The following is a 14937-nucleotide window of genomic DNA, read 5'->3' as shown; positions in this document are numbered from 1 at the left end:
ACCCGCTGCCGGAAAAGGGCGCCTCGGACAACCGGGCGCCCTCTTCTTCGTGACAATATGAGAATGAGACGCATTGTCATAATCTGCGCCGCCCGTTAGACTGCCGTCAGCCAGCCGCCAGCATCATCCACCGCAGATCACCGATCAGGGAGGCGGGGAGGGGTGGCGACGCGCGCACTCTCCATATCCAGGCTGTATGGCCATGAACGCGATCGTCTGCGGGCGATCGCGCGGCGGATTCTGGGCGATCCGGTCACGGCCGAGGATCTCGTGCAGCAGGCCTTCGTCAACCTGCTGGGCCGCAGCAGCCATGCCGAGCCGCCGCCGGTGAGCCAGGCCTATATCACCGCGGCGGTGCGCAATCTGACCCTCAACCATCTGCGCAATGCGAAACGCCATGGCGAGGTGGCGCTGGACGATGCGGCGATGGCCGCGATTCCGGCGCCGGTCGCGAGCCCGGAAGACACCGTGATCCACCGGGCGGAGCTGCGGCGGCTGCTGAAGGCGATCGAGGCCCTGCCCCGGCGGCGGCGGCAGGTCTTCGTGCTCAGCCGGCTGGCGGGGTTGAGCTACGCCCAGATCGCCGGGCGCATGGGCATCTCGCGCAACACGGTGATCTCGCAGATCGCCTCGGCCATGGCCGATCTGGATCGGGCGCTCGGCTGATGGCGGCCATGATCGACGAGGATGACCGCGCCGCGGCGATGCGCTGGTTCCTGCTGCTGAACGAGGAACCGGTGGCGGCAGAGGATCGTGCCGCCTTCGCCCGCTGGCTGGCCGGCGGCGAGGGGCGCGTTGCCGCCTATGCCCGGGCGGAAGAGCTGTGGGACCGGTTCGGTGCGGTGAAACCCGCCTGGCAGCGGATGCAGACACGGCGGCGGGTCGGCCGGCGGGCGGTGCTGACCGGTGGCGTGGCGCTGATGGCGGGTGCGGCCGCATCGCAGCTGGTGGCCCCCGGCCGGCTGCTGGCCGACGAGACGACCGGCACCGGCGAACGCCGCCAGCTGGTGCTTGCCGATGGCAGCCGGGTGGAGCTGGGCGGGCGCTCGGCCCTGTCCACCCGGCTCGACGGCAGCCGGCGGCTGGTCACGCTGGAGGCGGGCGAGGCCTGGTTTCGCCCGGCGGCCGATCCGCGCCCCTTCGTGCTGCGCACCGGCCAGGGGCTGATGACCGCCACCGCGGGCGCCGCGTTCGACGTGAAGCGCCGCGGCGGCGTGACCATCGCGGCGGCGCTGGAGGGCGGGCTTCGCCTGCATCCCGCCGCCGGGGCGCCGGTCGATCTGGCGGCGGGCCACCGATCGGCCTTCGACGATCGTGCCGCCGGAGCGCCCCGCCCCTGCCGCGCGCAGGAGGTGCTGGCCTGGCGCCGCGACCGGATCGTTTTCGAGGACGAGACGCTGGCGGCGGTGGTCGAGGACCTGGACCGCTACCGCCCGGGCCGGATCCTGCTCGGCGGCGACCGGGTCGCAGGTCTGAAGGTGACCGCCGTCTTCGACCTGACCCGGCCCGATCAGGCGCTCGACATCCTGGCCGAGACGCTGGATCTCAGGATCCGCCGCCTGGCGGGCCTCGCCCTGGTCACACGGGCGGGCTGAAAAAAAGCCGCTGTCCCGCAAAAAAAAGCACAGGCCGGATCATAACCCCTCGCCCCTGGGGTGTCTGGATCATGAGGGCCGCGCGCAGGCGGCCGATCGTGGGACATGACCGACAGGGAAGGACGGCCGGGAATGCCGGATCACATGACGAGACGAGGGCACGGCACAGGACGGGCTCACGGGGCGGGATGGGGCGCCGCGACGCTGGTGTTTCTCATGACCGGGGCGATGCTGCCGGTGGCGCCGGCACCGGTGGCGGCCGAGGTGGCCGCGGTGCGGGCCTATGAGATCGCGGCCCAGCCGCTGGCCGGGGCGCTGGTGCGGTTTTCCGAGGTGACCGGCCGGCAGGTGGTGGCCGATGGCGAACTGCTGCGCGGCCGGTCCACCGCCGGGCTCGCCGGCCGCTATACCGACGATATGGCGCTGGCCCGGCTGCTGGCGGGCACGGGGCTCACCTGGCGGTTCAGCGGCGAGGCGGTGATCATCCAGCCGGCACCGGAGACCGGAGATGCCCGACAGTTGCAGCCGCTGGTGGTGACAAGCGCCATACCTGCAACCGACAAACCCTATGAGACGGCGGCGCCGGTGGCGCATATTTCGGGCGAAACCATCCAGCGCTTCCGCGGCAGCAGCCCCGCCGACATCTTCCGCGGCGTGCCCGGCGTGATGTCGGGCGAGGCGCGCAACGGCGCCGGATCGGTCGACGTCAACATCCGGGGCATGCAGGGCATGGGCCGGGTGGCGACCACGATCGACGGGGCCGAGAATCTGGTGACCGTCTATCAGGGCTATCAGGGCGCGTCGAACCGCACCTTCGTCGATCCCGACCTGCTGGCCGAGGTGGACATCACCAAGGGCTCCGACGTGTCGTCCTTCGGCACGGCGGGCACGGTGGCGATGCGCACGCTCTCGGCCCGGGACATCGTGCAGGAGGGTGAGGATTTCGGCGTCCGGCTGAAGGGCGGATTCGGCACCAACACCTCGTCGCCCAAGGCGGGTGATACATCGGGCTATGCCTGGCCGTCGAATTCGCCGGCGGCACCGACCGCCAGCCCCACCGGCCTCGACCGGCCCGGCTGGGCGGAGCCGACCAGCGGGTCGGGCAGCGCGGTCGCCGCCTATCGCGATGCCGATATCGATCTGCTCGCCGCCTATGCCTATCGCAAACAAGGCAATTACCATGCCGGCAGCCATGGCCCGGCGGCCACCGTCACCAATCTGGGGCCGGGCGAATACTGCACCAGCTGGGGCAGCTGCGCCCAAGTCGATGCCCGCTACCAGAATGACGGCATCGCCAATTACCGCGCGGGCGAAGAGGTGCTGAACACCGAGCTTGAAACCAGCTCGTGGCTGGGCAAGGCCGGGCTGCGCTTCGGCGACGGCCATGCGGTGCAGCTGGGCTATACCAAATTCCGCAGCGAGGCCGGCGACCGCATCGCCTCGCGGCTGACCGGCGAGAACTCGCAGGCGGTCCAGCTGGGCCAGACCGCCGGCACCTGGCTGGATACCGGCACCTTCAACTATCGCTGGAAGCCCGAGGGCGAACCGCTGATCGACCTGAAGGCCAATCTCTACTGGTCGCATCTGGAACTGCGCAACCCGCTCCGCACCGGCTGGCAGCTGCCGAAGCCGGGCGATTTCCGCGCCGGTTCCGACACCGATATGTGGGGGGCGGAGATCACCAATATCAGCCGGGTGGCGACCGGCTTCGGCGATACGACCTTCACCTATGGCCTGTCCTATCGCGGCGAGGACACGCGGCCGAGCGACGGCACCCGCGAGGCCGAAACCTGGCTGGACTATCGCGACGCGAAGCGCGAGGAGGCGGCCGGGTTCGTCAAGGCCGCGTGGGAGGCGACCGACTGGCTGACGGTGAATGGCGGCCTGCGCTACATGCACTTCCGGACCCAGGATCGCAACGATCCCTATCTTGAACGCGGCTATGACTACGACACGCGCTTCAGCGATGGCGGCTTCAGCCCGTCGCTGGGCGTGACGGTGGAGCCCTTCGACGGCACCCAGCTCTATGTCAATTATTCCAACGTGATGCGGGCGCCCAGCCTGATCGAGACCGCATCGGCCTTCACCATGGGCGTCAACCCCGACGTCACGCCGGAACGGTCGCGGAATTGGGAGCTGGGCGTCAACCAGCGCCTGCGCGGCGTGATCGACCCTGCCGACGATGCCATGGTCAAGCTCAGCTACTTCAATTGGGATGTGACCGATTACATCGCCCGCGAATGGTATCACAACACGGAGCAAAATTACTGGAGCATGCACATCTACAATCTGGACCGCGCGAAGTTCGAGGGTCTCGAAATCTCGGGCCGCTATCGCCAGGGCGGCTTCACCGCCGAGTTTGCCGCCAACTATTATCTCAACGTCGAATTCTGCCGCACCTCGGGCAGCTGCATCGACAAATCGCTCTATGGCGACTATGCCACCAATCATGTGCCGCCGGAATATTCGGCCGACCTGACGCTCTCGCAGCTGCTGTTCGACGACATGCTGACGCTGGGCGGCCGGGTCTCGCACATCGGACCCCGGGCGATCGGCCATGGCGACGTCACCGCCCAGGGCGCATCGCAGTTCATCTCTCAGGTGAACTGGAAGCCCTATACCCTGGTGGATCTGTTTGCGGATATCGAGATCAACGAGAACCTGACCACCAGCCTGTCGGTGATGAACCTGACCGACCGCTATTACATCGACCCGCTGGGGCTGGTGAACCAGCCGGGGCCGGGCCGGACGCTTTATGCCTCGGCGACGCTCCGCTTCTGATCCGGGGGCGATCCGGTGCATAATGCCGGAACCGGCCGCAAGGCCGGTTCCGTGCCCCTGCACCCTGCGGGTCCCGTCTGCCGATGTCCACCGACGCCGAAACCTTTCGCCGCCTGCTGCGCCGCCCGGTCGACGATCCGGCGGTGCAGGCACTGATACGCGTCGCCCCCGACGGGCTGGAGCGGGTGGACTGGACCGGCTTCATCCGCCTGCAGCGCCACGGGGTGGCGGTCATGTTCAAGACCGCCCCCTGGGTGACCGGCGAAGAGGGCGAGACGCTGCATGTCGAGGCCGTCCATTTCTACAGCCCCGGCTATGAGAATTCGGCCGGTTTCGCGGGCAGCCTGCCGGCTGGTCTCACCTTCGGCGCCGAAGAGGCACCGATCCGCGCCGCGCTCGGCGACATCCGCAACCAGGGCGGCGGCACGTTCAGCCGCACGCTCCGCCGCACCGTGCCGCGCTGGATCTCGTATGATCTGGGCGCGGACATCCTGCATCTGCAATTCGGCGCCACGGGCGGGCTGGAACTGGTGACGATCTACGTGCCCCTGCCGGGGGTCTGAGGTGTTCAGGGGGCTGGGGTGTTCAGGGGTCTGAGGTGATCAGGCCTCGGGCGTCATCAGCTTCGGCCGCGGGTCGACGGTCGAGAAGGTGCCGCGGCCGATGACGCAGATCTCGCCCGCATCATCGGTGATGGTGACGTCGGCGACGCCGATCGCCTTGCCGATCCGGCGGACCTCGCCCCGGGCGGTGAGGCCGGTTCTGCGCGGCGCCTGCATATAGTCGACCCGGAGGTTGATGGTGGGCGTGGGATAGCCGGTCATCACCGAACAGGCCATGGCACCGGCCACGTCGATCAGTGCCGCGGTGACGCCGCCATGATAGTTGCCGGCCTTTGCGAAGATCGTATAGGCCGGGTCGAAGGCGAGTTTCAGCACCACCACGCCTTTCTCCGGATCGGCCTCCACCGGCTCCACCTTCAGGAATTTGTGGTATTCGGCCGAGGCGACCAGGGATTTCAGATCGTCGAAGGTCATCGGGGATCGCTTCCTTCAGAGCAGCTGCGCGGGCAGCCAGAGGGTGAGGTCGGGGAAGCCCAGCAGCAGCACCATCACCACCGCCTCGGCGAGCAGGAACCAGAGCGCGCCGCGGAAGATGGTCGGCAGGCCGATGCCGGGGGCGATCGATTTGACCGCAAAGACGTTGAGCCCGACCGGCGGGGTCATCAGGCCGATTTCGATGTATTTGACCACGATGATGCCGACCCAGATCAGGTCGTAGCCCATGCGTTCGAATAGCGGCAGCAGCACAGAGATCGAGATCAGCATCACCCCGAACGGGTCGAGGAACATGCCGAGCACCAGGAAGACCACCGCCATCGCCGCCATCATCAGCACCGGCGGCAGGTCGAGGGCGGCAACCCCCGTCGCCACCGCCGCCGGCAGGCCGGTCAGGGTCATGTAGCGGGTGAGCATGAAGGCGCCGATGGCGATGAACAGGATCGCGGCGGTGGTGCGGGCGGCATCGAGACAGACCTGCCAGAGCCGGCGCGGCCCCATCCGGCCCTGCAGGGCGGCGAAGGCGATGCTGGCCAGCGCACCGATGCCGCCGGCCTCGATGGGCGAGAACCAGCCGCCATAGATGCCGCCCAGCACCACCAGCGCCAGCAGCGGCAGCGGCCACGAGGTGGTGAGCAGGTGCCGCCATTCGCCGGGGGCCGCCTTCACCTCGACCCGGGGGGCGAGCGCCGGGTTGAAGCGGCAGCGCAGCACGATCATCACCGTATAGGCGAGGGCGGTGAGCAGGCCCGGCACGATGCCGGCGAAGAACAGTTTCGCGACCGACTGTTCGGCCAGAATGCCGTAGACGATCAGCGGGATGGAAGGCGGGATCAGGGCGGCGAGCGTGCCGGCACAGGCGCAGACCGCCGTTGCCAGAGACGGGTGATAGCCGGCCCTCAGCATCTCGGGGATCGCGATCCGGCCCATGGAGACGGTGGTGGCGAGGCTGGAGCCCGAGGCGGCGCCGAAGCCCGCTGCGGCGAAATTGGTTGCAACCGCAAGCCCGCCCGGCAGCCGCGCGAGACCAAGCTCGGCCATGCGGAACAGGCCGTCGGTCATGCCCGCACGCCAGGCGACATTGCCCATCAGCAGGAAGAGCGGCACGGCCGAGAATTCCCAGCTGGCCGAGAATTCATACGGCACCCGCGCCATGACGCTGATCGCGGCCGGCAGCGGCAGCAGGGCGGCGGTGCCGATGAAGGCGGCGACACCCAGCGCCAGGCCGACCGGCAGGCGCAGGCCGATCAGCAGCAGGATCGCGGCCAGGGTGAGGCATCCCTGAAGCACCGGGCTCATGCGGCGTCTCCCCGGGGCGGGCGGCGACCGGTCAGGCGGTGCAGGCCGCGCCCCAGATCGAGCAGGGCGACGAGACCGGTCAGCGCGAAGCCCGCCGGCACCAGCCAGCGGCCCGGCCAGACCGGCAGCGCCCAGGTGGCGAACTCCACCCTTTCGCCCCTCAGGGTGGCGTCGAGCGCATCATCGATGCCCCAGACGGTCATCGCCGCCGCCGCTGCCAGAAAGACCAGGCTGGTGAAGAGGGTGAGCAGGCCGTCGAGCCGTGGGCCGGCGATCATGTCGATCAGATCGACCCGGATATGGTCGCCGCGGGCATGGACGCTGCCCAGCGCACAGAACACCACCGCGACCATGTACCAGCCGGCGACGAATTCGGTGGTGCCCGACAGCGGCAGCCCGGCCAGGTTCCGGGCCGCCACGTCCAGCACCACATGCAGCGCCATCAGGGCGACGGCAAGCCCGCCCGCGATGCCGGCGCCGTCGACCAGGCGGCGCAGACCATGGAGCGGCGCCGCGGCCGGTGCGGGCGGGTCGTTCAGGCGATCGGGTGTCGCGGTCATGCCATCCCCTCGAAGATCATCAGGCAGCCATTGGCCTGGTGCGGCAGGACATGGAAGCGGCCGGGCGCCGTGCGCACCGGCCGGGCGTCGGTGGCATCGATCCGGGCGAAGGCGGCGTCGATGTCGTCGGTGGCGAAAACCAGGCCGGCCAGCCGCTGATCATCCGCCCCCGCCATCATGCCGGGACAGGCGCGGATCAGCTGGTCGGGCGTGTGGATGCGCAGCGCGACCCGGCCGGGGCCGGCCGTCACCCGGACGGGGGCCTCGCCCTCGATCCGCGCCGCCCAGGGCTGCCGATAGGCCGCGGCCACGGCCGCGGGATCGGGGGCCACGGCAACGACCCCGATCATCTGCCGGGCATGATTGGCATGGCGGGTGAATTCCGGCCGGGTGTAGTGCTGTGGCGTGTGATGCTGGCAGGCATTCCAGTAGAACGGCGCCTGGCCGGTCAGCGGGATGGCGACCCGGAAGGCGGGGGAGATCACCTCGCCGGTGCCGAGCGGCCAGTCGCGGCGGATCGAGACCGGCGGCGGCACCCGGATGCCGGCGGCGTTGAGCCGGGCGGCGGTCGCATCGGCATCGCTGGTGGCGGTGACGGTGGAGACCGGGCCGTCGGGGGCATCCAGCACCCGGGGCATCGGCGGCGGCGCCGACGCCGGATCGGTCAGCTGCATGATTTCGATGTAGTTGCAGGCGCCCGGGATCATTGCGTCGAAGCAGATCAGCCGGTTGGCGAGGCCGGGCATCTCCGATCGGGCGGTGACCGTGAAGCCGAGTTCGGCGAACCGGTCGCCGGCAGCGCTGAGGTCGCCGGTCTTGATCATCAGATGGTCGATGTCGAGGATGCTCAAGGACGGGGTTCCTCAGGCGCGGGAGCGGGGGAGGGCCGGGCGTCGAGGCCGAGCCCGGCAAGTGTGGCGGCTGCCTGGTCGAAGGCGGCGCTGCCGGCGGCGAAGGGCAGGATCACGGCAATGCGCCCGCCGGGCAGGTCTTCCGCACCGATCCGGTCGGGATCGAGCCCCAGACAGGCGGCCGCGGCACGGCGGCAGGCTTCGCGGCGCAGGCCGGGCTTGTGGACCTTGCCCACCGCGGTCATCGGCAGGGCGGGCAGCACCTCGATCCAGCGCGGGATCGCGGCGCGTTCGGCGATGGTCGGGGCCAGCTCGGCCAGGATGTCGGCCCCGCTCCGGCTGCTGCCACGCTTCAGGGTGACGAAGGCGACCGGCACCTCGCCCAGCCGGGCATCGGGCAGGCCGACCGCGGCACCCAGCGCCACATCGGGATGGGCGTTGAGCGGTTCCTCGATCAGGGCCGGATCGATGTTGTGGCCGCCCCGGATGATCACATCCTTGGCCCGGCCGGTGATGGTCAGGAAGCCGTCGGCATCCATCACCCCCATATCGCCGGTGTCGAGCCAGCCGTCTTCGAGTAGAACGCCGCGATTGGCGGCGGGGTCGAGATAGCCCGGAAACACCGAGGGCGAGCGGGCGATGATCGCACCGGCAGTCCCGGCGGGCAGCAGCTCCACCACCCGGCCGTCCGCCACCCGCGCGACCCGAACTTCGCACCAGGGCAGGCGCAGCCCCACCGAGCCCGGGCGGCTTTCGCCGTCGGGCGGCATATAGGTCAGCACCAGCGTCGCCTCGGTCAGGCCCCAGGCTTCCTTGATCGGCACGCCGGTGCGGTCGGTGAAGCGCCGGTGCACCTCGGCCGGAAGCGAGGAGGCAGACGAGATCCAGGCCCGCAGACCCGTGTCGCCGGGGGGGGCGGCGAAGCTCTGGGTGGCGGCGGCGACCACCGTCGGCGGGCCGATGGCGATGTCGGGCCGCACCCGGCCGAAGATGTCCCAGAGCCCGGCCATGACCGAGGGATCGCGATAGCCGCGCCTTCCCAGCTGGACCACCCGGCAGCCATGGGCGAAGGGGGCCAGCGCCCCCATCACCAGCGCGCCGACATGGAACAGCGGCATGCCGTTGGTCAGCGTGTCGCCGGCCCGGAGCCCGGCCCCGTAACCGGCGATCAGGCTCATGCAGGCGAGGTTGTAATGGGTGAGCGGGGCGATCTTGGGCAGGCCGGTGGTGCCGCCGGTGTGGAAACAGGCGGCGATGTCGCCCGGCGCCGGCTCGGGGCCGGCTTCGGCCGGGTCGGCGGCGGCGCGCAAGGTCTCGTAATGCAGAACACCATCCGGGGCGGCCGGCTCGCCCACCACCAGCACATGGCGGATGGCCGGTGCGGCGGCCAGGATTGCCGGCAGCTTCTCCCAGGTGCCGTCGCGGCCCGACGGGCCTTCGATGCACAGGATGGCGGCGCCTGCCCGGCCCAGCATCGCACCGATGATCGCCGGTTCCAGGAAAGGGTTCACCGGCATGATCCGGCCGGCATGGGCGGCGCCCCAGCCGATTTCCACCGTCTGGGGCAGGGCCGGCAGCAGGCAGCCCACCGCTTCGGTCCGTGTCAGGCCCAGGCTGCGGAACAGGACGGCCGCCTGCATCGCGCGCCTGAAAAAGGCGGCAAAGCCGATCTCCTCGGCCATCCCCTCCGGATCGGCGGGATCGGCCAGATAGCAGGCGGCGATGCGGTCGCCATGGGTCCGGGCGGCATGGGCCAGCACCCCGGTCATGGTGCGCCCGGTCAGATGGCTGTCGATCGGGTCGCGTTCCAGCGCCTCGACATCGGCGAGGCTCCGGAAGGGCGGCAGATGGCGCGGCCGTCCGCCATGGGCATCGGCGGTCATGCGTCCAGCCCCGGCTTGACGATCACCTTGCCGAAGACCTCGCGGTCTTCCAGCAGGCGCACGCCCTCGCGGCCCTCGGACAGCGGCAGCACCTTGTCGATCACCGGATCGAGACGGCCTTCCGCGACCAGATCCAGGCAGGCGGCGATGTCGTCTTTGGTGAAACCGGTCGATCCCAGGATCGACATCTCGGCCATGAAGATGAAGCGGATGTCGGTCCTGGGGTCGAAGCCGGCCGTGGCGCCGCAGGTCAGCAGCCGGCCGCCGCGCTTCACGGCCCTGAGCGACGGCACCCAGCTGTCGCCGCCGGTGAAATTGACCACGACATCCCAGCCGCCGCCCCGGAACAGAGAACCGGTGCGCTTGCGGGTATAGGCGTCGATCGCCTCGGCCGAATAGTCGATGGTCTCGTCGGCGCCAAGCTCGGTCAGCCGCCGGCATTTGTCGGGCGAACCGGCGGCCGCGACGACATGGGCGCCGGCCATCTTCGCCAGCAGCAGGCAGGCGGTGCCGACACCGCCCGAGGCACCCAGGATCAGGATGGTCTCGCCCGCCTTCAGCCCGCCGCGGGTGAACAGCATGCGATAGGCGGTGCCATAGGCGACCGGCAGGGCGGCGGCGGCCTCGTCGGAGACATGGGTCGGCACGGGGATCAGCTGATCGGCGCGGCAGATGCAGTATTCGGCCATCGCCCCGCGCCGGGTTTCGCCCATCATCTCGAAATGGCCGCTCCGGTCGTCGACGAAGGCCGGGTTGATCAGCACCCGGTCGCCCGGCGCCCAGCCGGTGACGCCCTCACCCGTCTCCGCCACCGTGCCGGCGCAGTCGCCGCCGGTGATGCCCGGCAGTTCCACCTTGATCCCCGGCATGCCGCGCCGGGAGAAGACATCCAGATAATTGAGCGCGCAGGCACCGACCTTCACTTTCACCCAGCCTGCGGGCGGGACGGGATCGGCAATCTCGCCATAGGTGAGGGCATCGAGGGATCCGTGGGTGTCGAAATATACGGCTTTCATTGCGGGCGACTCCGGGCAGAGGGTGTGCGTCAGACGGAAAAGACGTCCGGATCCCGCACGATCGGACGCAGCCGGCCGTGCGCCGCCGGCAGGGGGATGCCGGAGACCTGGCCAGTAGGTCCTGTCGCACGGGGGGAGGAGGATCCGGCAGCGCCGCCAGGGTGCAGGATCCGGACGCCGGCAGGCGCGGCCCGACCGTCAGGAGGGGAGACGGTACGGAGCCGATGCGCCGCCAGGGGGGGGCGGGGTCAGAAGGTCAGAAAGGATATTTGGAGAAGACGCGCTCCGTCAGGATCTGCTCGAACGCCGCGCGGTCGCCCTGGAATTTGGGCAGCAGCCGCTCGTGCCAGATGCGGAAGGTCGCGACCATCCGGTCGACCACGGCATCGCCGTCGGCGAGGCCGCGATCGCGGGCCAGTGCCTTCAGGGCGGCAACCTCGCCATCCTGAAAGCCGGTCCAGCGGGTCTTCATCGCCTCGTCGCCGGGGCTGAAGGTCACCTTGTCGGCAAGTGCCGCCTTCACCCGGGCATCCTGGGCGACGTAGGCTTCGGTGACATAGTTCCAGACCGCCGCCGGCATCAGCTTCACGATCGCCGCCCGGTCTTCTTTCGAGATCTTCTCCCAGGATTTGCGGTTGAAGGCGATCGGCACCGCACCGGCGATGATGCCCTGGGGCATCTCGATCACTGATTTCACCGTATCCTGAAGGCCGTAACTGCGGATCCAGGCGAGGCCGAGCAGGGTGCAGTCGCTCTGGCCCAGCTGCAGGGCGGGCAGGATGTCGGTGATGTTGCTACGTACCGGCGTCATGCCGAGTGCTGCGGCCCAGCGCGCCTCGGGCGAGCCGACCACGCTGACCCGGCGGCCGGCGAGATCGGCGGCGGCCTGGGCCGGCTTCGTGCACATCATGGCGAGCGGCGAGGCCGACTGCATCAGGATCGGCACGATCCCGGCCATCTTCACCTCGTCGCGGCAGTTCTGGCAGCCGACGAAGAAAATCTCGTTGATGGCGCCCATTGTGGCATAGGGGTCGCCGCCAAGCCCGGTCATCTCGGCGATCAGCGAGGAATAGGGCAGCTGGCTGCCGGTCAGCTGGCCGATGAAGAAGCCGGCATCGACCACCCCGTCGCGGATGCCGTCGAAGCCGTTGGCGATCGAGACCAGCTGTCCGCCCAGGATCGGCGTGAACGCCACCCGCCCATCGGTCGCCCGGGTGATGTCGGCCAGGATCGGCAGGACACCCTGCTGATTGGCGCTGGACCGTTCCGGCACGCCCGATCCGTAGGTAAAGGTGGCGGCCGTGGCGGGGCCCGCGGCGGGCAGGCCCAGGGACAGCACGGCCAGGGCCGCGCCCGAAATCAGGGCGCGCGTCGCCCTGCGCGGTGCAAATGCATATCGGCGCATGATGGATCTTCCCTGTCGAGGAGAGCGGCCGGTTCTCTCCGGCTCGTGAGATCCAGTCTGCGGGCGGTCGGAAAGGAAGTCAACAATATTGACTATCTCGTGACGGAGCGCCCCGTCGTGGGAACATCCGGCTCAGCTCCGACGGCGCCGGTATGCCGATGCCGGCGCCTCGTCGTCGGGAGAGCCCGCCTCGCGCGCGGCTGCCAGCAGTTCGATCAGCTGGTCCAGACGGTCGCCACCGATCACCCGGGCGATATCGGCCTCGGCGCGTTTCAGGGCCTGGATGCCCAGCGACAGCAGCCGGCGGCCGTCTTCGGTGACCGTGACGATGCGGCTGCGGGCATCGGCCGGATCGGGGGCGAGCGCCACGAAACCCTGTTCTTCGAAAGCGGCGACCAGCTTGCTCATCGCCTGTTTCGAGATGCCGGCACGCGCCGCCATGTCGGTGATCGTCGAGCCCTCGAAGCGCATGGTGCGCAGGACATGGGTGTGGGCGGCATTCAGCATCGGATAGCCGCTCTCGCGCAGATAGTGCAGCGCGCGGCGGTCGAAGCCCATATGCACCTCGTCGAGCAGCCGGCCCAGATTCACCTGCCGGAACCTCTCCAACTCGTCGCCGCGCAGCACCACGCGCTCTTCACGATCGCCATCCCGTCCGCTTGCCATCTTTCCCATCTTGTCCCTTGCCGGAAGATAGTAAACTATATTGACCATATCCCATGCCCGCAACGGAGGACGCCCCTGGCCATGCAGATCATCCGCGACCTGGCCGATCTGAACGAGACGCATACCGCATGGCGGCGCGATCTGCACGCACATCCCGAAATCGGCTTTCAGGAACACCGCACGGCGGCCTTCGTGGCCGACCGTCTGGCCGAAGCCGGGTTCGAGGTGACCACAGGCATCGCCGGCACCGGCGTGGTCGGCCGGATCAGCACCGGTGCGGGCGGGTCGATCGGGCTGCGCGCCGATATGGACGCCCTGCCCATGGACGAGGGTCCGGGCGTGGACGAGCGGCCCTGGGCGTCGCGTCATCCCGGCCTGTTCCATGGCTGTGGCCATGATGGCCACACCACCTGCCTGCTGGCGGCAGCCCGTCATCTGGCGTCGAGCCGCAGCTTTCAGGGCACGCTGACCGTGATCTTCCAGCCGGCCGAAGAGGGGCTGGGCGGGGGCGCGCGGATGGTCGAGGAGGGGCTGTTCGACCGCTTCCCCACAGACGCGGTGTTCGGATTCCACAACATGCCTCTGCTGCCGCTCGGCACCGCCAGCGTCAGGCCGGGGCCGGCCATGGCGTCGTTCGATGAATTCAAGGTGGCGATGACCGGGCAAGGCGGCCATGCCGGCATGCCGCACACCACCCGCGATCCGGCGCTGGCGCTGGCCGAGGCGACCTGCAGCCTGCAGGGCCTGGTGTCGCGCGAGGTGAACGCGAACAGTGCCGCCGTGCTGTCGGTCACCCAGATCCATGTCGGCACCACCCACAACGTGGTCGCCGATCAGGGCTGGCTGGGCGGCACGGTGCGGGCCTTGGACGAGGAGGCGCGCGCGATCGTCGAGGCCGGGCTTGCCCGCACCGTGGCCGGCGTGGCGGCGGCGCGCGGGGTGACTGCGGCGGTCGACTATCGCCGCGGCTATCCGGTGCTGGTCAACGACCCGGCCGAAACGGCGCGCGCGGCCGCAGTGCTGGCGGATCTCTATGGCGGGAATTTCCGCCCCGATTTCCCGCCGCTGATGGCGGCCGAGGATTTCGCCTTCATGCTGCAAAAGCGGCCCGGCGCCTATCTGCTCTTCGGCCAGGGCGGGGAGGGGGGCTGCATGGTCCACAACCCAAACTATGATTTCGATGATCGACTAATTCCAATGGTTGCAACGGCTCTGGTGCGCCTGGTCGAAAACCGGCTGCCCGCCGCAGGCTGACCTGCCCGAACGAAGACGGCGGCGGCTGCCGGATTTCCGCAGCCGCCGCCTGTCGCCTCTGCCGCCGATCCGGCCTCCCCCGGCCGTGGGGCCGGCGGCGGGCGACGTCACGACCGCTGACGCCGGTCGTCCTGGGCCGCCCGCAGCCTTTGGGCTGCAGCACGGGCGGTTTCAGGAGACGGGAAACGCGAGCCGTCGAGCAGGCGATAGCGGCCCGAGGCGGCGTGGAAACGGAAGCCGCGCGGCTCCGGCGTGACGAAACCGGTCGCCTCGCCGGCAACCTCGATCGGCAGGATGGCAGACATGGCGGATGGCCCTCCATTCAGGTCTGAAACGATCTGTGCTGTCCGGGAAAAGGTCGGGCCGCATCACCCGAAGGCGCGCGGCCCGCAGGGACAGTGGCCGGTGCGGGGTTGCAACCGGCAGGAGATCGACAGGAGACACCGGAGCGCGGTGTGCGATCGCTGGATCATGGGGGGCTCTCTCCGACGGGATACGAGGATGCGAGGCCACGACCGGCGATCGTGGCGCTTTAGCGGTTGGTGACGCGGCGCAAGCTGCTCTTCAAA

At 69.5% G+C, this 14937-nt stretch carries 14 protein-coding genes; 5 read left to right on the top strand and 9 right to left on the bottom strand.

The genetic code is table 11. From position 1 onward, the window contains the following. Positions 1–162: 162 nt before the first annotated feature. The 4 genes from TMO_RS20700 (at position 163) to TMO_RS20685 (ending at position 4939) form a co-directional block, all read left to right on the top strand. Positions 163–666 (top strand): RNA polymerase sigma factor, encoded by a 504-nt coding sequence (locus TMO_RS20700; protein ID WP_014747658.1) that lies wholly within the window; start codon positions 163–165, stop codon positions 664–666. Beyond that, positions 666–1595, top strand: coding sequence for a FecR family protein (locus TMO_RS20695; protein ID WP_014747657.1), 930 nt, complete (start codon positions 666–668; stop codon positions 1593–1595). The genes TMO_RS20700 and TMO_RS20695 overlap by 1 nt, the downstream gene beginning before the upstream one ends. Before the next feature lie 216 nt (positions 1596–1811). Beyond that, the gene (locus tag TMO_RS20690) at positions 1812–4376 is read left to right on the top strand and encodes a TonB-dependent receptor (protein ID WP_187297849.1); all 2565 of its coding nucleotides are present in this window, start codon (positions 1812–1814) and stop codon (positions 4374–4376) included. 83 nt (positions 4377–4459) lie between these two features. Further along, on the top strand, positions 4460–4939 hold the full coding sequence (locus TMO_RS20685) for a hypothetical protein (protein WP_014747655.1): 480 nt from the start codon (positions 4460–4462) through the stop codon (positions 4937–4939). 39 nt (positions 4940–4978) lie between these two features. Here TMO_RS20685 and TMO_RS20680 read toward each other — a convergent pair whose 3' ends face one another. The 8 genes from TMO_RS20680 to TMO_RS29805 form a co-directional block, all read right to left on the bottom strand. Further along, complete coding sequence (locus TMO_RS20680; protein WP_014747654.1) at positions 4979–5413, bottom strand: PaaI family thioesterase; 435 nt, start codon at positions 5411–5413, stop codon at positions 4979–4981. 15 nt (positions 5414–5428) lie between these two features. Beyond that, positions 5429–6733 (bottom strand): TRAP transporter large permease, encoded by a 1305-nt coding sequence (locus TMO_RS20675; RefSeq protein ID WP_014747653.1) that lies wholly within the window; start codon positions 6731–6733, stop codon positions 5429–5431. Continuing rightward, positions 6730–7293, bottom strand: coding sequence for a TRAP transporter small permease subunit (locus tag TMO_RS20670; protein ID WP_014747652.1), 564 nt, complete (start codon positions 7291–7293; stop codon positions 6730–6732). Before TMO_RS20670 ends, TMO_RS20675 begins: the two co-directional genes overlap by 4 nt. Further along, positions 7290–8144, bottom strand: a complete 855-nt coding sequence (locus TMO_RS20665; RefSeq protein ID WP_014747651.1) for a VOC family protein — start codon at positions 8142–8144, stop codon at positions 7290–7292. Before TMO_RS20665 ends, TMO_RS20670 begins: the two co-directional genes overlap by 4 nt. Then, positions 8141–10027, bottom strand: a complete 1887-nt coding sequence (locus TMO_RS20660; protein ID WP_014747650.1) for an AMP-binding protein — start codon at positions 10025–10027, stop codon at positions 8141–8143. The genes TMO_RS20665 and TMO_RS20660 overlap by 4 nt, the downstream gene beginning before the upstream one ends. Then, positions 10024–11043, bottom strand: coding sequence for a zinc-binding dehydrogenase (locus tag TMO_RS20655; RefSeq protein ID WP_014747649.1), 1020 nt, complete (start codon positions 11041–11043; stop codon positions 10024–10026). The genes TMO_RS20660 and TMO_RS20655 overlap by 4 nt, the downstream gene beginning before the upstream one ends. Positions 11044–11299: 256 nt before the next feature. Beyond that, entirely contained in the window at positions 11300–12448 is a 1149-nt protein-coding gene (locus tag TMO_RS20650; protein ID WP_014747648.1) for a hypothetical protein, read from the bottom strand. Between the two features lie 132 nt (positions 12449–12580). Then, entirely contained in the window at positions 12581–13114 is a 534-nt protein-coding gene (locus TMO_RS29805) for a MarR family winged helix-turn-helix transcriptional regulator (RefSeq protein WP_051045558.1), read from the bottom strand. Positions 13115–13195: 81 nt separating this feature from the next. Between TMO_RS29805 and TMO_RS20640 the strand changes: the two genes are divergently transcribed. Further along, positions 13196–14368 carry a M20 aminoacylase family protein gene (locus TMO_RS20640; RefSeq protein ID WP_014747647.1) on the top strand — a complete coding sequence of 391 codons (1173 nt, stop codon included), beginning with the start codon at positions 13196–13198 and terminating at the stop codon, positions 14366–14368. A 107-nt stretch (positions 14369–14475) separates the two neighbouring features. Here TMO_RS20640 and TMO_RS20635 read toward each other — a convergent pair whose 3' ends face one another. After that, complete coding sequence (locus TMO_RS20635) at positions 14476–14673, bottom strand: hypothetical protein (RefSeq protein WP_014747645.1); 198 nt, start codon at positions 14671–14673, stop codon at positions 14476–14478. Positions 14674–14937: the final 264 nt, after the last annotated feature.

The sequence above is a fragment of the Tistrella mobilis KA081020-065 genome (genome assembly GCF_000264455.2).
Taxonomy (GTDB): domain Bacteria; phylum Pseudomonadota; class Alphaproteobacteria; order Tistrellales; family Tistrellaceae; genus Tistrella; species Tistrella mobilis.
This window is presented reverse-complemented; position numbering and strand designations above follow the sequence as displayed.